Here is a 19,725-nt window from a genome sequence, read left to right as displayed (position 1 = left end):
CCTTAATCCGGCAGCACGGTCTTGGGGCGGGGATAGAGGTGGTCGGCCGCGACCTTGACCATGATCAGGATCGGCGTGGCCAGGAACGCACCGATCGGCCCCCACAGCCATGCCCAGAAGGCGAGCGACAGAAACACCGCCAGCGGATGCAGGAGCAACTGGCGGCCGATAATGGTCGGCACCAGGAAATGCCCTTCGATGAAGGTGAAGGACATGAACAGCGCTGGCGCGATCAGCGCCGGCAACAGCGTATCGAAGGTCAGAAGCCCGATCATGAAGAGGACAAAGTGCATCACTCCGGGGCCGACATAGGGGATGTAGTTCAGCGCGAACGCCAACGCGCCCCACAAGAGCGGTGCCGGAAATCCGAGCGACCAGGTCACGAGCGTGCAGACCAGCCCGACGCCGGCATTGATGATCGTCACCGTGAGCAGATAGCCGTTGAGGCTGCGCTCGGTGTCATTGAAAATCTTCAGGGCGCGCAGCCGTCCGTCCCGAGTGGCAAAAATATTGACGACATACTGGCGCATCGCCGCGCGGCCGAGCACAAAGAAAAACAGCGTCGCAAAAAAAAGAATGAATTGCACCATCGCCGGCGTGATGGTGCCGACCACGCTACCGATCACTTGCGTCGGCTGTGACACGTCCACCGTCACCCCGGACGATCCGGCGAAAGTCGAATACAGCTCCTTCAGCGCGGTCAGGGGCCGTTCCATGAACCGGAATTTTTCTTTGATATTGGCTCCGATCTCGCCCGACCGCGCGATCAGATCGGAAATTGGATCGGCAAGAAGCAGCACGGCGAAATAGAACATTGCGCCGATGATTGCCACGATCACCAGAGCCGGCACCCAGGCGGGCAGGCCGTGCCTGACCGCATAGCCGGTGAGCGGTCCGATGGTGAAGGCCACGATCAGCGCGGCAAGCAGCGGCACCAGCAACGGCCGCGCGAGATAGAGGAACACGCCGAACATGATCGTCGCCATCAGAATGGTGGCGAGCTGCGCCGTCATCTGCCAGAACGCGGTGGTATCCTCGAACGGGGTCGGGTCCATCGCGCCGATCCGCACACGGCCCGCCGTCACGGAAGGCGGTGCGGGTGGGCGTCCACCTGATTCCCGGGGCTCGGCCGGCTGTCCCGTCCGGGTGTTTCGCATCATATTCAAGATGTCTTGCCCCGTCGCGTTGCCGGCCCCTTGCCGCGCAGCACGGAACAATCCCGAAAAAGCGAATGGGTTCCATTGTCGCAAAAACTGACGGCGAACGCGGTCCTGTCCCGGTTCGGCACGATTTTCGTGGCATCGCGGTTGCACATCCCGTCACGGGATGAAGTCACCGGCCAGGATGTGCCGGAAGGGAGTGGCATGCCATGACCAAAAGAACGGCCGTGGGCTTTGCAATGATTGCCGTCGCCCTGGGTGCGGCAGGAACGCCGGCCCTGGCGCAGCAGCGCACGACCGATACGGTGGTGGGAAGCTGCGTCTATAGCGGCGGCGGCTCGCATTGCGTGCGGCAATACCGCTATGGCGATCCGGGCAATAGCGGAATCCGGTCGCTGCGCGAACCGATCCCCGAGGAAGTCGCCGAATTGCGTGAGCGCGAGATGCGCTGGGTCGAGCGCTGCCAGCCGATGCTGCGCCGTGACGCCTATGGCGTCGGCCGATACGTCTATGCCGCGCGCGGTTGCGAATACGGCCGGGACAGCGACTGAGCGTCCCGCGCTAGAACCGGCTCGGCCGTGCCGTGACCATCGGCGCGACCAGAAATACGATCAACAGCAGTCCCACCAGATCCATTGCGGTCATCCGCATCTCCCCATGGTGCCGGGATGGCGCGACCCCCGTCGCGCAATCCGGAGCGCGCATTCCTGCGCGCCTCGATAAACCCGCATCTCCCAATGCGATCCGGAACAATGGTGGGCGCGGCGGGCTAACGCCGGCTGAAGAAAGACGGTTAACTGGCGCACCGTGGCCACGAGACAACAGGCGCGATCCGCATTAGGATGGCGCGATGAGAACGATCGCCATCGCCCTCCTGATAGCTCTGTCTCCGGTGACGTCCGCGCTCGCCCAGAGCAAGGCTGCGACCACCAAGGCGCTTGCCACCCGGCCGACCACCGAGATGCAGCCCGCCGGTCCGAAGGCGCAGTCCGAAAAGCGGGCCAAGTCATGCGAGGAATACGGTGCCGGTTTCAAGCCGATTGAGGGGACCGGGACCTGCGTGAAGATCGGCGGCTATATCCGCATGCAGAGCGAGCGGTAGCGGCAGGCGTCAGCGCCTTCTGCGCATAACGCTTCGATCGGGTGCCAACCAAAAAGAAGCCCCACGCCGTTTCCGACGCGGGGCTGACTTGGTCCAATCGGATAGGGAGGTTCACGCCGCCGATTGCCCCTCAATTATCGCCGCGGCGCGGAAAATGTCGTCTCACAAGCTGTTGCGGCGCGTGACACCTCGTGAAACGGCGTTGGATGCAACCTGATCGGGTGCCGGACATTGCCAGCCCAGAGGTGATTCATGGGATGGGTTGGCCCGAATGGGCGCGTTTACAAGGACAAGCGCTGGGTGGTGTTCGCCGCGATCGGCGCGGCCTTCGTCGCGGTCGCTGGCTGGGTGAAGGGGCGCATGACGCGCAAGACGGACGACGGCGCGGAGGAGTGATGCGCAGTCGGCGGGCCGCAACGGATATGGGGCGCGTCTATTCGGGTCTCGGCAGTTGCGGCGCCGGCTGGCCCTTCTTGTCGGGGCAGGCATTATCCAGGACGGTGTACAGATCGGCCATGCCGAATTTCATCATCCTGGGCCCGAGGTCTCCCGCCGCGATCGTGATCTGAGAATCCCCCAGTTCGATCTTCGTCTGGGCGGTCACGAACCATGAGCCGTTCGGCTTCCTCAAAAACAGGGAGCAGTCGACTTTGGCGTCCGCCGGGTTGTTCTGAGCGGCTGCAACAGGCGCCGCAACGAGGGCAATCAGCAGGACAGGAATTTTCATGGTCATGCGCCTCGGCTTCGTCGCTGCGGGTCAGTGACCGAACGTGGTCGTCCGGCGACGGTTCCAGGTCGTCTGGCAGGGTGAGGTGGCGCAGCCGGCATCTCGTCCGCGCGGAGGACGGCCAGCGTCGCCAAGCAATGTTGATGTGCCGGCCGAGGGGATTGAGACCCCGACCTTCGGTTTACCAAGCAAGCAACGAGCCCCACGCATGATGAGGAACACCTGAGGTCCGGGGTGGTTGTCTGCCCATGAACACACACGGCATAGTCCAGGACGAGCGCGGGCAGGACCAGCCAGAGGACAAGAAGCGGGCTCAACAGAAATCCCAGACCAAAGTGGGTACAGCCAAACCCGAGCTGACGGACTACGAGAAGACGCCGGGGGCGGGTACGCTTCCAGGGCCGGGGAAAAACGACGACGCCACGGCGGGCTGATTGTCCCGACCTTCATCCGCAGCCAGGTCTCGGCCGCAAACGCTAGCTCGCATGACAAGATGCATTTGCGACTAGCCGAGGCGAGCGCTCGCGCAGAGAATTGCGGAGTCCGATCCGGCGTAACTGAAGGAAGCCCCCGCGGCGATTGAGGCCTACCGGAAACTCCGCGCGCCGGTTGCGGGCCAGTCCGGAGAGAGGCAATCTAAGACGCCGTTAGCAGAGTGGTGCCGGCTGAGGGGATTGAACCCCCGACCTTCGGTTTACAAAACCGCTGCTCTACCGCTGAGCTAAGCCGGCATTCCGTTTCGGAACAGTCACTTAGCAAATCAAATGCGAAGCTCAAGCCCGAATGTCTACCGATCTTCTACCATTTTTGGCGGGAGCTGATGGATTCTGTCGTCAGTCTGTTCTCCTGGCGCCGCGCGGCTGTGCCCATAGCAGCCCCGTGGATTTCGTCAAAAAGAAAACGGGGGCCGATCCTGCCACCGCATCAGTCCGACTCGTCATTGACTCCTAGAACCGGCCTACGGCGCCTTCTGTGCTGCCCGTATGGCGGCATCGACCTTGGCCACCGCGTCCTCCTGCATTCCCGGCAGGACATGGCTGTAGAGATCGAGCGTGATCCCGATCTTGCTGTGTCCCAGCCGCTCGCTGGCGACCTTCGGATGCACTCCCTGCTGTAGCAGCAGCGTGGCGTGCGTGTGCCGTAGATCATGAAACCGAATGCGGGGCAGGGTGGTGCCTGCGATGATCAGGGACCAGCGGTGGGTCAGGTTGTTCGGCTGGTGCGGGCTGCCATCCGCCTGGGTACAGACGAATGTATCGTCAGCCGGCCGCATGCCGAGCTTTAGAAACTCCTGAGCCTGCCGGAGCCGCCACGCCTTCAATTCTTCGATCATCGTAGAGCTGAGGGCAATGCTGCGCCCCTTGCCGGTCTTCGGTTCCTTATAGCGCACGACGTTGCCTGTCTGCTCTGCGCTCTCGACGACGGACAGCTTGCCGGTGGTCAGGTCAACGCTGCGCCAGCGCAGGCCGGCAATCTCACCACGCCGCATGCCGCAGAGGAGGGCGAGCATGGCGGGGATGAACAGCCGTGACGGTCGGACAGCTTCGATGGCCTGCGCTGTTTGCAGTAGGTCGAAGGTCATCATCGGCTTCTTTTCGACCTTGGGAGGGCGGACGGCATCGCATGGATTGCGGGCCAGCAGGCTCCACTCGACCGCTTGGGCAAGCGCCCCTTTCAAGATCGTGTGCATGTGATGGACCGTGCGAGGCGATAAACCGCCGGTGCCGTGCTTCCTGCGACCGCTCGTCAACGCCTCGGCATAGGCAGCCGAGATTTGGGGCGGCGTAAGCTTCGACAGGATGACGGTTCCGATGCGGGGACCAATAGTCTTGCGGCATACTTCCGTGTACCGCTGGTGGGTCTTGGGACTGACGTTCGGCTTCACTGTGTCGAGCCACCGGTCCAGATAGCCGGCGACGCTGACATTCTTGGCATCGATCAGGATGCCGCCCTCAAGCTCAGTCAGCTTCGCGCGGAGGAATGTCTGCGCCTCGGCCTTGTTCTTTGCGCCATCGGCCTTGAACCATTTGCGCTTACGCTTCGGCTTGCCGGTAACGGGATCGATGGTGCTCGTCTCGACGATGGCGAAATAGGTCGCGCCCTTCTTTACGATCGAGCCCTTCATTGGTCATCCTCCAATTTCGGATGTTGCCGTAGATATTCACGTCTCCATGCTTCAATCTCTTGAGGGGTGAGTGCGGCGGGTCGCTTGCTCGGATCGGCCGGTGCCGGCTTGATAATCATCAGTGCGTCCGGTCCGTGTCCGCTCAAGCCAACGGGCCGGCCGCGCCTGATGCGATCCTTCATGTCTTCGTCGGTGGAGCGCTCGTTGAATCCTATTGTGTGCCAGACCGGAATTTTTTCGCCGTCGATCTCGACGTCAGATACCTCGCGTGCGTACACGGTGGTGACGCTGTCAGGGTCCCACTTGTCATCCCCTCGGCCGATCTTGACCCATAAGATGTCCGGAACGATTTTCGCGAGGAACTTGGCTGTCGCACGCACGAGCGCGGCGGCGAGGTCACTCGACTCGTCATCAAAGCGCTCGCTTGTTTTGTTTGTCGCCATCACGGCAGCGACCAAGTGAAACAGGCTCGATGCTTCGGGACTACCCAACATCTCGTCGTTAGTGAAAGAGCGATCCAACCGGCGTTCGATTTCCTCGCTGACGGTGCGTCCGGTTTCGGCTGCTGCTGCGATCAGCTTCGCGTCGAGATCGGGATAAATCTTAAAGGTGCGGTTCTTCGATAGTTTTCCACCGGCATGGCGTGTTGGCCTACCTCGTTGTTTTGCTGTCGTTTTTTCGGACTTTGGCAACGATCGACTTCCTCCGCACTATTTTCGTACTGTATATGCCGCACCTTAACTTGACAATAGAACAAAGGCGGAATAGATAAAACAGACGGTTAATCCCGTACGAAAAGGAGAGCTGCCGATGGCACGGAAGCCGAGGGGGGCTGCGAAACCCTCAGAGATGACAACGGAGGAGGCGGTGCGCATGTGCCGCGAGAGTGTGACGGTGCCGCTATGGCCGCACACGGGCAAAGCCCTGGGCTGGAGCAGGGACAAAATCTACGCGGCGGCGCGGGCAGGGGAGATCGGCGGGCTTATCGAGGTCGGCGGGTCATACCGCGTTTCGACGGCGTGGCTTCGCCGAGTTCTGAGTCTTGATGGACAGGTGGCGGCATGAGCGACGCGGTTCTCAGCCGCCGGGGGCGCAGATTTCCTGATCACCATCCTGGCAATGGGGCAGCCGCGTCTCGTCGTTGAAGACCACGACAGCTCATTTTTTCGCATGGGTACCGAGCGTAGGCAGGCGCCATGACGGTTGTTGCATCACGCAAACTCGACAGAAGGGGCCGGGCAACCGGCTCTCTTCGCACCGGCAAACGTGGCAAGATCACTTGGCAGTTTTGTCCGCTGCCCTACGAAATGATGGGGTCTCCACCCTTCCGCGTCTTAGGCTTGGCCGAACGTCGCGTTCTGGATCGTATCCAATGCGAACACGGCATGCATGGCGGCGTCGATAACGGTCGCCTCATCGTGACATATCAAGATTTTGAGGAATTCGGGATCGATCGGCACGCAATCAAGCCTGCGATCAGCGTGTGCGTAGCCCTAGGCTTCGTCGAGGTCACGCAAAAAGGCCGCTCCGGCGTCGGCGAGTTTAGGAAGCCGAACGCTTTCCGGTTGACCTATCTGCCCGTGCCGCCAATGGGGCCAACCAACGAGTGGTCCAAGATTCAGACAATCGAAGAAGCGAAGGCAATCAAGGGCAAGATCAAGCGCGTGAGGGTGGCCAGGCTCAAGCGTTGGTCCAAGCCTCGGGTGACGTTCCTCGCGTACAGCAGGGAAGATATAGAAAGTAGTGTGGAAACTCACACCGAAACCAGGGCCGCATAGTGGTGGGCATTCACACCACGCCTCCCTTCTGTCCGGTGTGCATTTCACCACCGAACAAGGTGGGTAATTCCCCACTGGGTTCTAAATGCACCGCCAAGGAACTCACAAATAGAGAGCGTGGTGACCAGCGCGGAGCCCGTACTAGAAAAAGGGAAAAGGGGACAAAGAGGAAATGAAAGATGGGGCGACGAGGTTATCGTGCTCGACTTGAAAGCGGACTTAAACTCGATCTCAACTCACTAGCTCGACGCGGGACTATCCGGCCCGGCGCAGCCACCGGGCCGCGAGGCATAATTTGGACGCACAGTTATTGGGGCGACGTTGCTAGCGGAGTCATCACCGCCGATCTGAGCGGGACCGACGAAGGTTGGTTCCGTATCCAGATCGACGGCGGCCTCGATCAACGCATCATAGTCGTGGCTCGGCCTCGCCATTTCGGTGGTCGGCAATGGTTTTTCATCTGCCCCTATCTCAATCAACGCTGCATGGTGCTATGGATGCCACCAGGCGCGCGCCATTTTGCGTCTCGGCAACGGTGGGGCCGCCAGGTAGCTTACGCTTCGCAGTTCTGCGACCGCGACAACCGAGCGCACCGTGGGAAGGCCAAGATCAATGCGGATCTATGTCGAGTTGGGGGCTTCGATCCTGATGATTGGGACTTTCCCCCTAAGCCGAAATGGATGCGATGGTCCACCTACCAACGTGCCGAACGGCGTTTTGATGCCTACGATGAGATGCTTGAGGAGGGCCTCGCAGAGCTACTTACTAAATTTCAGCGGCGGGGCTGGCTGAAGTAATTCTCCTTTTCAATCAATGTCTGGATTCCGGTTCGGCAACTGATTTCGATATTCTCCAGCTTTGAGGCTCGGCCCGAACTTGTTGTTTCCTTGGCAAATCTGCGCCAGTGCCGGGCCCGAGAACTTGATGATATCGGCTACAGGCGGGACGGTTCGCGGTGTTCATGCCTAGCGATAGGCAAAGCCTTACCCGACCGCCACTACCGTCGGAGCGCCGACCTGATGGAGACAGACCTGGCTATAGCGGCAGAACAAGTCATCCAGTGAGGGCGTCGCAAAATTTCCTGGGCAAAATCATCGGATCTCTAGCGCGCCGTTCCGTTCGGGAGATCAAAGCTGGGGCCGCATACGCCGGCGCGGTGTTGTGAAGTCACCTACGGTAGCGTTTGCCTCGGCTTGAAAAGAGTACACCTCCGCACAACTAGTGTCACGTTTCAATCAACGTTGGTTGACTGAAACGTAACATGGCCAATACAAAACATGAAAGGAGTAAGCTCAAACCGGAGGCAGCAAATGGCAACGTGCGGCAAGTTTATTGCTTACTTTCGCGTGTCAACCGACCGTCAGGGCCGCTCGGGGCTTGGCCTGGAAGCGCAGCGTGAATCGGTTGCCCGCTATCTTAACGGTGGTGACTGGCAGATCATTTCGGAGTTCACCGAAGTCGAGTCCGGAAAGGTCTCTGATAGGCCCCAATTGGAAAAGGCGCTTGCTACAGCACGTTTGCACCGTTGTCCGCTGGTGGTGTCTAAGGTAGATCGCCTGACGCGATCTGTGGCTTTCCTGGGCCGTTTGCTTGAGGCTGGCGTGGACGTGCGTTTTGCCGATTTACCTCAAATCGAAGGAGCCACCGGGCGCTTCTTGCTGCAGCAAATGGTTTCGGTAGCCGAGTTGGAGGCTGGCATGATTTCAGCCCGCACGAGGGCGGCTCTGGCGGCTGCGAGGCGCCGCGGAGTGAAGCTTGGTGGTAACCGTGGCGTTGCCCCGTCTGACAAGGCACGCGCGCAGGCGCGGCGGGCAATTCAGCAGCGTGCAAATGTACGGGCGGCCGACATCGCGGAGAAGATCAAGGAACTTGAAATGCAGGGCGCCAACTCGCTGCGTGAGCTTGCCGCGGGCCTCAATGCGGCTGGCATCCCAACGGCGCGCGGTGAAGGAGAGTGGTCTGCGGTTCAGGTCCAACGCGTAAAGGCGCGTGTTCGAGCGGGTGCATAAGAAGGCCGCTAAGCGCGCACAAACAAATCGGAATAGAAAGCCTTTAGGCCTGCTCTGATCCGAGAAACCGGAGCCGGCTCATCGGGCGCTAAAGCGCACAGATAGGCGCGCGCAAGCTGACACCAGACGGGTCGCTTCACAGAGCGCCGCGTCTTCTTCCGGGGTACATACTTTAGTCATCCTCCACAACACGTGATCATTGATGGTTCCCCGCACGTATCGGGGCATCTCATCCACCTCCATTTTGATCCATGTCAGCGGTCCCGGGCGACCTCAGTGCTTGAACAAATATGACGAAAAGAACGAGACCTTGGTCATTGGTCACGTCCATCTGCCAGCTTTCGTCAGCCCATAAGTTGCCTGCGTGCTGCTGGAGTAATTGTCCAATTCGCTTAGCGGCATCAAGGCGAGCTTCGTTCGAGTCCCGGAGTTCCGACACCTCGGTCAACATGACGTGGGTGTCCGTTCGAACCTGAAAATGGAAGCGCACTGTTTACTCCAGAAAGCCCGCCCAATTTGCTTCTAGCAAAGAGGAGGGAGGAAGCGATGCGACGCCGGATGGAGCGTCGCTGAATCCGGAACAACTCCCTCTCTGAAATGTTCCGCCCCTTCTTTTGGCAATACAAAGTACAGCCACGCGATGCGCAAACGGCCCTTCGGGAGCCTTCCTTACGGTCAGTCCATCATGTCTTTTTACAATGGCGCATTTAAGTGCGTGGCTTATCTCCAGATAAGGAGCTACTGGAGGTTGGAATGAACTGGAAATTGAAAAGTCTCGTTGCGATGTCTCTTATCGGCGCGTTGCCGCTTCTCGTAGCTCCGGTGTCAGCAGCGCCCGGCGATGGAGTTTCCAAACATCAGCGCGTTCAAAAGCAGAAGGTTCGGAAGGGCCCTGCTGTCCGCAGTCATCAGTCCGCACCCGCTCGGTCAGCGTATCGTAACCACGCATGGCCCGACCCATCCCTCGATCGCCGCGGGCGACCCTATCGACCAAACTTCTATTCGCCCTGCACCGTCGATCTGGGTTATGGCCGCTTTGCGGACTGCAACTCCTGGAACAACTGATCTCCCCGAATTTAGTGGAGGACGGCGGGGCGTGCTGTTTCATCGAGGTTAACACTGTCTAATCGACCACCGATGGCCGCCTCCGCGACACGAAATAGGCTCGGCCGCCCCAAAGTGCCGAGCTCATAATCCGTGTGATTTAACATACGGCTCTCACGGATAGACATATCCGCGACCATTGTGATGTTTATAGAGAGGTCGGAGCTGCGTTTGACGTACGCTCCATTCTCGCGCACGGCGGAAACGCTTCATCGAATGCTATCGCAAGTGGCAGCCAACGCTGCCAGGCTAAAAAGGACAAGCGGAACGCGATCGAAGGGCCCGGGCGCATGTCGTTGCTGCGCAAGCCGTCCTCAGTCCTGTTTCGAATTTCAACACGGACCCTGGGACAGGACTGATTACTTCCTCTTTCTGCTTTACGATTGATCTCTTGAACTTCCTGCCGCGAAAGCTCAACCAGCGGGTTTTTGATTGTTCTTGGCATATTCACTGTCTTGATTACGCGAGGTCTACCGGACTTAATTTTACGATCGGCTTGACGTGCGCGAGAGTGATTCTTTCACCTCGTTCAGACGACATGCGCTTCACCGCCCGCGATGTGCGCCGCGTTTGCGATGGCTCAAAAAGGAACTTGTTAGATGCTCTATCCTGGCTTTGCCATCCAGTCGCGACCTATATGGCGGCGGCCTGCACCGAATGGGAAAACCACTCCGATGCGGGCCGTCCTTCAAAAGGGAAACGGTGCCGCTTTGCTTCACAAGGCCATTACGAGGGTCGCAGGTGTCTGGGGCTCAGTCCTGAGCACGCTGCGCAACAGGAACGAGGAAGCGGCCGGCGCCGCTTATCGCGTCATCCGGCTGGACCCGAACGGGCTGCCGATCGCATTTGATATGGTTGTCGCCAACAGCGAGGCTGAAGCGATCAGACAGTTTCGGGATCAGCTGAACGGAGAGAGCGCTGAGCTATGGCGAGGCGCCCGGCTCGTCGATACTTACTTTAGATGATCAGCGGATCAAGCAGTTCATTTCATTCGACAAGGAATCGCCGCGGCGCAGGATGACAACGGCCTGCCTTGACGTTTTTATTCTTTGTAACGCGCTCCGACGGGGCGGAATTCCCAGCGCGGTGCGGAGCGGGCGATCGAGTCGTTTGCCGAGTCGCGCTGGAGGTACAGTGACTGCGAGAAGCCCACGGCAATAGCACGCTGCTGGACAGCAGTCTGTCTGCTTCATCCTGCGTGAGGTTGCATATTTTGTTCATGCGGGTGGCAGGACCTACGAGCTTTCACCAGCGAACAGCGCAATCTTTGAGCTGGGTGGGGTCGGACCGCGCATTCATTATCGGTCTCAGCTTGCAACCTTTCTCGAGCTGCGCTCCGTGGGCGGCCTTCGCTCGTAGATTAAGCTGGTTTCAAATACGAAGAAATCTTAGGCTTGTTTGAAGCAACCAAGTCTCAATTACCGCCGAAAGCAAGGCTGCGGATAATCCTGATGGCGGAAGATTTGGCGTCATTGGAAACGGCTCGGGGTGCAGCTCGGCGCGCTCGCCTGGCCGGGTAGGGTTTCGTTTCAACCGTTTCATGATGTGCTCAGCATACTCGAACATCTTCGCTTCCGGGGCCGGGTAAGGGCCTGCACCTCCAGTTGGGTTGGTAGCTTCTCCGATGAACCGCCGCGTGTGGAGGAACTAAACGTTCTCACTTTCGTTTCCGATAGCTTCAACAACTTGGAGAAACGCCCATGCGAGCTTTCCTTATTCTCGTAGCGTCGGTCGCGCTGATTACAGCGGCCCATGCTCAACCTAAACCGGCGAACTCTGATCCCGCAACGCCGGCGGTCACAACACCTAACTCACCGAATAACCCTGGCGCCCCCGCGGCCGGCGCTAACAGCTTTACCGAAGGTCAAGCGAAGTCGCGCCTCGAAGACAACGGCTTTTCGAACGTCAGCGACCTGACAAAAGATCAGAACGGCGTCTGGCGTGGCAAGGGCAGCAAGGGCGGCAAATCTGTCGACGTGAGTGTCGACTATCAGGGCAATATCACGCCTCGTTAAGAAGGAATGCGACAATGACGACAACTATTTCCCGGCTATATAATTCTCACCGTGAGGCTCGCGCAGCGGTGCGCGACCTTGAAGCAGCCGGAGTCGACCACGGCGACATCAGTATCCTCGTAAGCAATGCAGACAGCTCTTACGACGAGAAAACGGGTACGTTTCCTGACCGAGATCTGGACGGAACCGATGATCGCGCTGAGGCAGCCGGAACTGGGGCTGGCATTGGCGCGGTCGCTGGTGGTACGGTGGGTGCGTTGACCGGCCTGGGTCTACTGGCAATTCCCGGAGTTGGTCCTATCGTCGCGGCAGGTTGGTTAGTCGCCACCCTGACAGGAGCGGCTGCTGGCGCTGCAACCGGCGGCTTGGTTGGGGCCTTGACGCAAGCTGGCGTTTCGAAAGAAGACGCTGATGTTTATGCTGAAGCCCTCCGCCGTGGTGGCGCCCTGGTAAGCGCTCGCGTCGAAGACAACAACGCATCGCGTCTGCAATCGATCATGGATCGGTCTTCGGTACGGGTGACGGATCGCGCGGCGGCCTACCGAGCTAGCGGATGGAAGTCCTTCGATCCGGCCGCGGCCCCCTACACCCCGGAACAAATTAGAAAAGAGCGTGAATTGTATCGTTAATGACGGTAACATGGCCCCGTTCTAAGTGAAGATCGGGGCGGTGTTGCGAGTCGGTGGTCCGCTGTGAGGATCCTTTGGGCAATATTCGGGTTATTGATGTCTGCTGCCGTACGGATCATATCCACTTTTTTGACTCGTTGATCTGGGCAGCAGGTCGGCGTCTGGGCCGACATAGCGCGCAAGCCATCAGTCAACTGCGTCGCAGCGCTACCCACTCGGAGACTTGCAGCTGACAGGTCGCAGTTGCTCGCTTGATCTAGCGCTAATCGGCGTTTTTTGCATACGCAGTTTGCCAATTCACTTAGATGCTGGCCCTTTTACTTCGCACCCCTCGGTCATCGCGCCAAGCCGGGCACTAAATCTCAATGGACCCTTACATACCTGTACTTTTGGCGTTCGGCATACTTGTGTTGCTGAGTGCTTGGTTACCGCTGCTGTTGCAAAAGCTGCCACTATCGTTGCCGATCGCATGTCTTGTTGTCGGTGCAGCTGTCTTTGCACTGCCAATTGTTCCGGGCGTCATTCCGCATCCGCAAGAGATACTAAAGCTCACGGAGCGGACGACCGAGCTGGTCGTCATTATCTCTTTAATGGGAGCGGGCCTTAAGCTCGACCGGGCCCTCACGTGGAGCACGGGCGGCGTCACGTGGCGACTTCTTGCGTTCGCTATGCCTCTCACCATCCTGCTGCTCGCGATTCTTGGATACAGCCTTTTGGGGCTAGGTGCAGCCGCCGCTGTCCTTATAGCGTCAGCGCTAGCTCCTACGGACCCGGTCTTGGCAAGCGACGTTCAAGTCGGTCCTCCACACGAGGGTCAAGAAGATGAGGTCCGGTACGCGCTTACGTCAGAAGCTGGATTGAATGACGGTCTTGCCTTTCCATTTGTCAATTTCGCTATCGCCATTGCTTTATCTACGTCCTCCGACGGCGAGTGGTTGGCAAGATGGTTCTTCTTTGATGTCATTTGGAAGCTGGTTGTTGGCTTGATGATAGGCGTGACAGTTGGCTATGTCCTCGCCTGGATCACCTTTCGATTGCCGCAGCGCGCTCGCTTGTCTCGCACAGGTGACGGGTTTGTGGCGCTCGGGATCACCGCCATAGCCTACAGCGTGACTGAACTAGCTTACGGCTATGGGTTTCTGGCCGTATTCGTTGCGGCCTTATCATTTCGAGCCAAAGAGCGTGCTCATGACTTTCATGCCAAGCTGCACGAGTTTACAGATCAGTTGGAACGTTTGTTGATGGCGGTTCTGCTGATTCTGTTGGGAGGGGCGATAACGGCAGGCGGTTTGCTGAAAGAGGTGACTTGGTCGGTGGTACTTTTCGCTGGCTTGGCACTCTTCGTTGTTCGCCCGGCCGTTGCCTACTTAAGTTTGTGGGGCAGGGCCGAGCCGGTACGGGAGCGATTAGTCATCAGCTTTTTTGGCATTCGAGGAATGGGCTCCATCTACTATTTGGCTTATGGCCTTGGGCACGCAAGCTTTTACTCAGAGGGTGTGCTGTGGAGTGCAGTGACACTGGTCATCGTTGCTTCAATCTTTATCCACGGATTAACTGTCACACCTGTTATGCGTTTTCTGGACGCGGAAAGATCGCAGTCGAAATCAGAATAGAGATCGTAACTTGGACCACGCCGTGGGGTGGAGATCCCGTGCTTTGAACTCATACGAGCGGACAGGAGTTTGTGTGGGCCGTGGTCCACTTAGCGCGCTTTCAGACCGGCATCTCGGAGGGCGGCGTAATGCCTGAACCCCGTCCCAGCGTCGATGCCCGCACTGTCACCGTGCGTGTGCGATCCGCCGGCGCGGTGGGCGAAAGCTCGTGCTTGCGCCCGACGGCGCCGAACTCACCAGTGCGCCCGTCACCCGGCATGTCGACAACGCCATGGTCAAGGCGATCGCCCGGGCGTTCCGCTGACGCGAAATGCTAGACAGTGGAGACTACGCCACCATTCGTGAGATCGCCAATTCGGAGAAGATCAACGAGTCGTACGTGGGTCGCGTCCTGAGGCTTACGCTGCTAGCGCCCGACATTGTATCGCCGGGCGACAGCCGGCAGAACTGCAGCTAGAGGGCCTGATGAGGCCGTTTCCGGTGGAGTGGAGCGAGCAGCGGCAGAATATATCCGTTACATAAAAAAGAGCGTGGCGGCCTAATAGCGCCAGTTATTTATAGAGGAACAGCGCGTCCCTGCAGACGAAATTCCCGAGGGCTCAAACCTGTCGCGTTGCGGAACGCGCGGGCGAAATGCGCCGGTGCGGAATAACCGAGCACGGTTGAGATTTTGGTGATGGACACGCCGCCGTCGCGCAGGAGCTCCAGTGCCCGCCTGCTGCGCATCATGTTCGCGATGCTGCGGAAGTCAGTGCCTTCGCGATTGAGCTCGCGCTGCAGCGTTCGCACGCTGGTATTGATCGAGCGTGCGGCGCTATCGATGGAGACATGTCCCGCCAGTACCTGAGACCAGACCTGCTGGGCGATGACGTCTCGCAGGTAGTTCATCTCGCCACATGCTACGCGTGCGCGCGCCACGTCCTCGGCCGTGACCAGCACATACGTGGGTTGCCGCTTGGGTTCTGCGCGCAGGTCTCTGGCGTCGAGTTGCACCGAAATCCGCGGAGCATCGAAGACGACCGGGGATTGGAAGGTGTCTTCGTAAATTGCGGCGCGCATTGGCCGAGGAAAGTCAAGCGCGATGAGTTGGGGCCGCCAGTCGGGCGGCAGATATTGTCTGCACACGCTCAGGATGACGCCGGCGGCGCCACAGGCTACATGCCGATATCCCTCCTGACCCTTGGCGGCGCTTATGTAATGTATTTGCGCTCGGTCATCGTCGAGCGTGATTGAGAGCGCATCGCCCTTGCTGTGAAAGCCGATGGTGGCGATGCCGCGCCGGATCGCGGCGCCCAGAGTCGGTACGCCGAGCAGATGCTGGCCCCAGCAGCCGTAGCTGGCGATCGAGAGGTGGGGCGCCACCAGCAAGCCGAAATGCTCATCTCCCGAAAGCCGCGCGACTGATTCAACGAAGGTCGTCATAGTCGCGTGCGGGATGAAGCAGTCCTGATCCTCGATTGCTTCAATATCGAGCATTGCGGCCCGGTTGGCGCGCGTGAGCAAGCGCTGGCCGAACGCGCGGCGCACGAATGCCGGGACGCCGGCGAGTGCGGTCACGGAAATTACCGGTGTGGAACTGAGGCCTCGCGAAATTTTGAGCGGGGCTGGCGCAAAATGGTTCGTCGGTTGCGGCATGGGGTGATCTAGTGCGCGTCGCAGGGTCTGGGACAAGGTTGAGCGGACTCACGCTATGCCACATTTCATTCGGCTTTAAGAGCGGTGGCGGCCGAGTTGCGGATCTAGAGATCAATTGCTTGGAGGGAACTCATGAAGGCCAACTTTCTGACCAGCCTTGTCCTGGCCGGCGGTCTGACCGTCGCTAGTGGGAGCGGGTCGTCTTTTGCGCTTACGCCGGACGAGGCGAAGGCGATCGCGATGGACGCCTATATCTACGGGTATTCGCTGATCACCACCGAAGTAACGCGGGTCCAAATGACCAATGTCGACAAAGTGGCGGGGACGCGGGGCCCAATGGGTCAGTTCATCAACATCCCGCGCTACCCGCCAGCCGATTACCGTGGTGTCTCAGCACCGAATGCCGACACGCTGTATTCCGCAGCCTGGATCGACCTCGAAAAGGAACCGACCGTTTTCAGTCATCCAGACATGGGCAAGAGATACTATCTCTTTCCTATGTACAGCCTGTGGATGCCGGTTATCCATTCGGCGGGCAGCCGCACTACCGGGGAAAAGGCGCAGACCTTCCTGCTGACTGGACCGGGTTGGAAAGGCGCAGTCCCGGCCGGCATGACCGAGATCAAGTTCCCGACTCGGTACATGCTGATCCTAGGGCGCACCTACGCTGACGGCACCGAGGCAGACTACAAGGCAGTGAACGCGCTGCAGGCACAATACGACCTGCGGCCGCTTTCGGCCGTTGGCAAGGATTACACCTATACGGCTCCCCCAGTCGATCCGAACCCCGGCTATTCGATGACCGATAAGCCTCAGGAGGTGATCCTGGGCCTTGGAACCGAGGGCTATTTCAAGATGATGGCCAGGCTGATGTGCAAAGACGCACCGCCGGCAGCCGAAGACGCGCCGATCCTCGCCGAAATGGCCAAGATCGGCATCACCGCGTGTAAGGACTTTGCGCTGTCATCGCTCGATCCCGCTGTGCAGGCGGCCTTGAAAGACCTCCCGCAGCAGGCGCTCGACAAGATCAACGCCAACAAGGCCGCGATGGGTGTAGAGGTGAAAGGCTGGCTGTTCACCAAGGGGCTCGGCCAGTACGGGACCGATTACATGAAGCGCGCGCTGGTCGCGGCGTTCGGTTGGCCGGCAAATCTGCAAGCGGATGCGGTTTATCCGTATACCGAGGTCGACAGTTCCGGACAACCGCTCAGCGGCGCAAACAAGTACACGCTGACCTTCGCCAAAGGGCAGGAGCCGCCGGTAAATGGCTTCTGGTCGATCACGATGTACCAGATCGACCAGGGCTGGTGGTTCGTGCCCAACGCGCTGAACAAATTCACCGTCAGCCCACGCAACAACCTCAAACCCAATCCGGACGGATCGGTCACGCTTTATTTCCAGGCCGAGTCGCCTGGCGCCGACAAGGAATCGAACTGGCTGCCGGCGCCGAAGGGAGCATTCCTTCCGATGCTGCGAATGTATTGGCCGAAGGAAGCCAATCCATCGATCCTCGACGGCACATGGTCGCCGCCGCAGATCGTGAAGGCGAACTGAGTGGCAGGGGCCGGAGGAGGTTTGCTCCGAATGGATCATGGCCGGGGGATCAATCCGGCCATCTTCCCGCCCGCCCATCTGCAGCTTACGCAGATACACTCTAAAGAAGTCCATAGCGGCGGTGACGCGTTGGGCCAACCAGGAAATGTTGGTCCAAAATTTACTAGCGATCGCCCTTATCGTCGTAGCTCGACTAGATGAGCCTCTTTATTACCTTAACCATGACTCTCGTCTGGCCGAAATCCCATCTGGACTAGGTGGTCTTCCGACATTGCTGTGGTGATTGCAGTTGAGGCAAAACACCGCGACGCGACGCATACCCCGAAATAGGCATGATGCGGCGATCAGACGCTTCGCGGGAGCATAGTCGTGTGATGACCGAGGTTCATCTGGCAGCAACGCCAGAAAGCCGAGCGAAGTTGGAACACCTCGAGGCGTAACCCTGCTGAGGTCCACCGCTCCGGTCGGCTCGGGGGGGCTGCGATCGCCATCAAAATCGTTTTGACCCAGCTCACAATCGCCGATGGTGCCACGGCAAGCCGCTGCAGGCTCGCTCCTTCAGCTACAGCGCCCTTGGCGGGAGATGCAGGCGGCGGGCCGACGCGTGTCAAAGTCGGAAACGGCAGGATTGTTGGCCGAGAGGCTGTGGAACGCAGATTGGGCTGAGGTTGTCGAAGCGGGAGGCAATGTTCGACATATTCAATGATGTCCTGCTCGCTTGCGACTGGCGCATCAATAAGGGGAGCGGGTCCCGCTATTTGATCCGTCCGTGCCGGCGGCTCGTCGCGGGCGGCGACGGCCGGGGTGTCGCCGGCGGCTTTGTGTCGTCAAGCAGCCTGACAGCAACAGGAAGTGCCTCGGGATCGCCACGATGAGATCAGTCTCAGCGATTACCGCGAGGGCAAGCATGAAGTTCGGAACGGTCAAGGCGATGCGTCGGCTGAGGCCGCGCTCGGCAAGCATCTTGTCCACGAACCCGTGGCTGTCGCCGCTTTGGGACACGAGCAGATGCTGCGCAGCACAAAATGTTCCCAACGTGGGCGATTTTGTGAAAGGATGACGGGCGCGCGAGGCGATGACAAAATCCTCGTGGTACAGCTGCTGAGAAACACTCGGGTCGGTCAGTCTGCGATTGCATTGTGCGCGAAATGTCCAATTTCGGTGCAAGCGCTACGGCTGAAAGTGCGGTCGGCAATTCCCCTCAATTCAAGCTAGTTTTGTCCGGGGACAACGTTCCACGAGCATGTGTTCTCTCGTCGCAGGCGTCTTCCGGACGACAAAGCTGACGCGAAACCGCCATTTGTTGCGCACGTATCACGGCCGAGATACCGGAGCTTATCAACTGCCAGCAGGGTCTTTGGAAACATACATCGCAGAGAGGACGACGCGTATATTAAACTCGGCAATCCCGGGCTACTCAAATTGCGTCAGTCCAACGGTGAAGTTTTCCGAATGCAGTGCGCTGTCCTTCCCAACGGAGGGCGGATGCTTGCTACCCGGATGTCACTGATATCGTGCCAAACGCCGACGAACTGAAGGCTTTGCCCTGATTATTAAACTCACGCGCCGAGGCAACCGACACCCAAAAAGCGAGGAACCTTACCTTGAGCGGGAGGGTTGCCAGCTTCAGTTGTGTACTGAGTGCTGCGCAGTCTATAGGCGCGCTGATTACTTCTTAGTCAAAACCAGACGACTTTTACCGAAAATCAATGCTGCTGCCTTAAGCAGTCTTCGTCGGGCTTCCTCGAATCTCATACCACGGCGCCGTGCCAGCGAGTGTCGGATGTAGATAGCGGAAGACACGCTAGGCCTGCGAAGCCGACGCGCGGGTCAGTCTAATCTTCGAGGATACAGGCATGATGCCTTCGAACCAGGCCGCGGTCACAGCGGGCGCCGGCTTTTTTGCCGACCGTCGAATCAGTACCAAGTTGTTCACAGGCTTTGCCGCTGTGTGCGCTGTATTGGCGGTAGCGGTTGGTTTCACTCTCTATGTTGCGAGCAGCGCCTCGACAACCGTCGAACGAATGGCCAACCTTAGAGTTCCGGTAGCTCTCGACAGTACCGAGCTCGTCGGCAACGTCTACTCGACGCTAGCCACGCTACGTGGGTATCTGCTGACGGGTAACCCGCAAGGCAAGAAAGATCGCGAAGCGATGTGGAAGGAGCTTGAAGCGACCAGCGCGTCTTTCGATTCCAAGGCGCAACGCTTCACCAATCCCGCCAACAAAAGAATGTGGATCGAAGCCAAGTCGCTGCTCGAGGAGTTCCGGTCTG

Annotated in this window: 17 protein-coding genes, 1 tRNA gene and 1 pseudogene; 11 read left to right on the top strand and 8 right to left on the bottom strand. The window is 59.1% G+C overall.

Going from position 1 to position 19,725, the window contains the following annotated elements; translation table 11 throughout:
* Positions 1-2 precede the first annotated feature (2 nt).
* Complete coding sequence (locus AC5I5I_RS03395; protein WP_495969895.1) at positions 3-1,055, bottom strand: AI-2E family transporter; 1,053 nt, start codon at positions 1,053-1,055, stop codon at positions 3-5.
* A gap of 314 nt (positions 1,056-1,369) precedes the next feature.
* Between AC5I5I_RS03395 and AC5I5I_RS03390 the strand changes: the two genes are divergently transcribed.
* From AC5I5I_RS03390 to AC5I5I_RS03380, 3 genes are all read left to right on the top strand, one after another.
* A complete protein-coding gene (locus tag AC5I5I_RS03390; protein WP_495969893.1) occupies positions 1,370-1,711 on the top strand; it encodes a hypothetical protein in 342 nt (113 codons plus the stop codon).
* A 299-nt stretch (positions 1,712-2,010) separates the two neighbouring features.
* Entirely contained in the window at positions 2,011-2,262 is a 252-nt protein-coding gene (locus AC5I5I_RS03385; protein ID WP_495969891.1) for a porin, read from the top strand.
* A gap of 252 nt (positions 2,263-2,514) precedes the next feature.
* Positions 2,515-2,658 carry a hypothetical protein gene (locus tag AC5I5I_RS03380; protein ID WP_495969889.1) on the top strand — a complete coding sequence of 48 codons (144 nt, stop codon included), beginning with the start codon at positions 2,515-2,517 and terminating at the stop codon, positions 2,656-2,658.
* A 37-nt stretch (positions 2,659-2,695) separates the two neighbouring features.
* Here AC5I5I_RS03380 and AC5I5I_RS03375 read toward each other — a convergent pair whose 3' ends face one another.
* The 4 genes from AC5I5I_RS03375 to AC5I5I_RS03360 all read right to left on the bottom strand — a co-directional run bounded on the left by AC5I5I_RS03375 (position 2,696) and on the right by AC5I5I_RS03360 (position 5,806).
* Positions 2,696-2,995: a hypothetical protein gene (locus tag AC5I5I_RS03375; protein WP_495969887.1), complete on the bottom strand. Its 300-nt coding sequence runs from the start codon at positions 2,993-2,995 to the stop codon at positions 2,696-2,698.
* 650 nt (positions 2,996-3,645) lie between these two features.
* A tRNA-Thr gene (locus tag AC5I5I_RS03370) sits at positions 3,646-3,720 on the bottom strand.
* A gap of 227 nt (positions 3,721-3,947) precedes the next feature.
* Positions 3,948-5,114 (bottom strand): site-specific integrase, encoded by a 1,167-nt coding sequence (locus AC5I5I_RS03365; protein ID WP_495969885.1) that lies wholly within the window; start codon positions 5,112-5,114, stop codon positions 3,948-3,950.
* On the bottom strand, positions 5,111-5,806 hold the full coding sequence (locus AC5I5I_RS03360; RefSeq protein ID WP_495969880.1) for a hypothetical protein: 696 nt from the start codon (positions 5,804-5,806) through the stop codon (positions 5,111-5,113). Before AC5I5I_RS03360 ends, AC5I5I_RS03365 begins: the two co-directional genes overlap by 4 nt.
* A 504-nt stretch (positions 5,807-6,310) precedes the next feature.
* On the opposite strand from AC5I5I_RS03360, the gene AC5I5I_RS03355 reads away from it, so the two are divergent.
* Together AC5I5I_RS03355 and AC5I5I_RS03350 are read left to right on the top strand one after the other, a co-directional pair.
* On the top strand, positions 6,311-6,892 hold the full coding sequence (locus AC5I5I_RS03355) for a hypothetical protein (RefSeq protein WP_495969878.1): 582 nt from the start codon (positions 6,311-6,313) through the stop codon (positions 6,890-6,892).
* Positions 6,893-8,202: 1,310 nt separating this feature from the next.
* On the top strand, positions 8,203-8,901 hold the full coding sequence (locus AC5I5I_RS03350) for a recombinase family protein (RefSeq protein WP_495969876.1): 699 nt from the start codon (positions 8,203-8,205) through the stop codon (positions 8,899-8,901).
* Positions 8,902-9,130: 229 nt separating this feature from the next.
* On the opposite strand, the gene AC5I5I_RS03345 is transcribed toward AC5I5I_RS03350, so the two are convergent.
* On the bottom strand, positions 9,131-9,391 hold the full coding sequence (locus AC5I5I_RS03345) for a DUF6894 family protein (protein ID WP_495969874.1): 261 nt from the start codon (positions 9,389-9,391) through the stop codon (positions 9,131-9,133).
* Positions 9,392-10,604: 1,213 nt separating this feature from the next.
* Between AC5I5I_RS03345 and AC5I5I_RS03340 the strand changes: the two genes are divergently transcribed.
* From AC5I5I_RS03340 to AC5I5I_RS03325, 4 genes are all read left to right on the top strand, one after another.
* Positions 10,605-10,970: a hypothetical protein gene (locus AC5I5I_RS03340; protein WP_495969872.1), complete on the top strand. Its 366-nt coding sequence runs from the start codon at positions 10,605-10,607 to the stop codon at positions 10,968-10,970.
* A gap of 735 nt (positions 10,971-11,705) precedes the next feature.
* A complete protein-coding gene (locus AC5I5I_RS03335; RefSeq protein WP_495969870.1) occupies positions 11,706-12,020 on the top strand; it encodes a PepSY domain-containing protein in 315 nt (104 codons plus the stop codon).
* Positions 12,021-12,034: 14 nt separating this feature from the next.
* Positions 12,035-12,649: a hypothetical protein gene (locus AC5I5I_RS03330; RefSeq protein ID WP_495969868.1), complete on the top strand. Its 615-nt coding sequence runs from the start codon at positions 12,035-12,037 to the stop codon at positions 12,647-12,649.
* A 365-nt stretch (positions 12,650-13,014) separates the two neighbouring features.
* Positions 13,015-14,262 carry a cation:proton antiporter gene (locus tag AC5I5I_RS03325; protein ID WP_495969866.1) on the top strand — a complete coding sequence of 416 codons (1,248 nt, stop codon included), beginning with the start codon at positions 13,015-13,017 and terminating at the stop codon, positions 14,260-14,262.
* A gap of 555 nt (positions 14,263-14,817) precedes the next feature.
* Here AC5I5I_RS03325 and AC5I5I_RS03320 read toward each other — a convergent pair.
* Positions 14,818-15,819, bottom strand: coding sequence for an AraC family transcriptional regulator (locus AC5I5I_RS03320; RefSeq protein ID WP_495969864.1), 1,002 nt, complete (start codon positions 15,817-15,819; stop codon positions 14,818-14,820).
* A gap of 210 nt (positions 15,820-16,029) precedes the next feature.
* On the opposite strand from AC5I5I_RS03320, the gene AC5I5I_RS03315 reads away from it, so the two are divergent.
* Entirely contained in the window at positions 16,030-17,451 is a 1,422-nt protein-coding gene (locus tag AC5I5I_RS03315) for a DUF1254 domain-containing protein (protein ID WP_495969862.1), read from the top strand.
* 732 nt (positions 17,452-18,183) lie between these two features.
* Here the strand turns inward: AC5I5I_RS03315 and AC5I5I_RS03310 are convergent.
* Entirely contained in the window at positions 18,184-18,618 is a 435-nt protein-coding gene (locus tag AC5I5I_RS03310; protein WP_495969860.1) for a LysR substrate-binding domain-containing protein, read from the bottom strand.
* 689 nt (positions 18,619-19,307) lie between these two features.
* Between AC5I5I_RS03310 and AC5I5I_RS03305 the strand changes: the two are divergent.
* Positions 19,308-19,725 (top strand): annotated as a pseudogene (locus AC5I5I_RS03305) (methyl-accepting chemotaxis protein); the annotation flags it as partial.

The sequence above is a fragment of the Pseudorhodoplanes sp. genome (genome assembly GCF_059499825.1).
Note: the sequence above shows the minus strand (reverse complement) of the source record. Positions and strands in the feature narration are given on the sequence as shown.

Excerpts from the sequence above, each read along its gene's own strand:
- AC5I5I_RS03325 (WP_495969866.1), top strand. The coding sequence starts at position 13,015 with ATGGACCCTTACATACCTGTACTTTTGGCGTTCGGCATACTTGTGTTG.
- AC5I5I_RS03330 (WP_495969868.1), top strand. The coding sequence starts at position 12,035 with ATGACGACAACTATTTCCCGGCTATATAATTCTCACCGTGAGGCTCGC.
- AC5I5I_RS03385 (WP_495969891.1), top strand. The coding sequence starts at position 2,011 with ATGAGAACGATCGCCATCGCCCTCCTGATAGCTCTGTCTCCGGTGACG.
- AC5I5I_RS03335 (WP_495969870.1), top strand. The coding sequence starts at position 11,706 with ATGCGAGCTTTCCTTATTCTCGTAGCGTCGGTCGCGCTGATTACAGCG.
- AC5I5I_RS03380 (WP_495969889.1), top strand. The coding sequence starts at position 2,515 with ATGGGATGGGTTGGCCCGAATGGGCGCGTTTACAAGGACAAGCGCTGG.
- AC5I5I_RS03355 (WP_495969878.1), top strand. The coding sequence starts at position 6,311 with ATGACGGTTGTTGCATCACGCAAACTCGACAGAAGGGGCCGGGCAACC.
- AC5I5I_RS03340 (WP_495969872.1), top strand. The coding sequence starts at position 10,605 with ATGCTCTATCCTGGCTTTGCCATCCAGTCGCGACCTATATGGCGGCGG.
- AC5I5I_RS03375 (WP_495969887.1), bottom strand. The coding sequence starts at position 2,995 with ATGACCATGAAAATTCCTGTCCTGCTGATTGCCCTCGTTGCGGCGCCT.
- AC5I5I_RS03390 (WP_495969893.1), top strand. The coding sequence starts at position 1,370 with ATGACCAAAAGAACGGCCGTGGGCTTTGCAATGATTGCCGTCGCCCTG.
- AC5I5I_RS03350 (WP_495969876.1), top strand. The coding sequence starts at position 8,203 with ATGGCAACGTGCGGCAAGTTTATTGCTTACTTTCGCGTGTCAACCGAC.
- AC5I5I_RS03315 (WP_495969862.1), top strand. The coding sequence starts at position 16,030 with ATGAAGGCCAACTTTCTGACCAGCCTTGTCCTGGCCGGCGGTCTGACC.
- AC5I5I_RS03395 (WP_495969895.1), bottom strand. The coding sequence starts at position 1,055 with ATGGACCCGACCCCGTTCGAGGATACCACCGCGTTCTGGCAGATGACG.
- AC5I5I_RS03365 (WP_495969885.1), bottom strand. The coding sequence starts at position 5,114 with ATGAAGGGCTCGATCGTAAAGAAGGGCGCGACCTATTTCGCCATCGTC.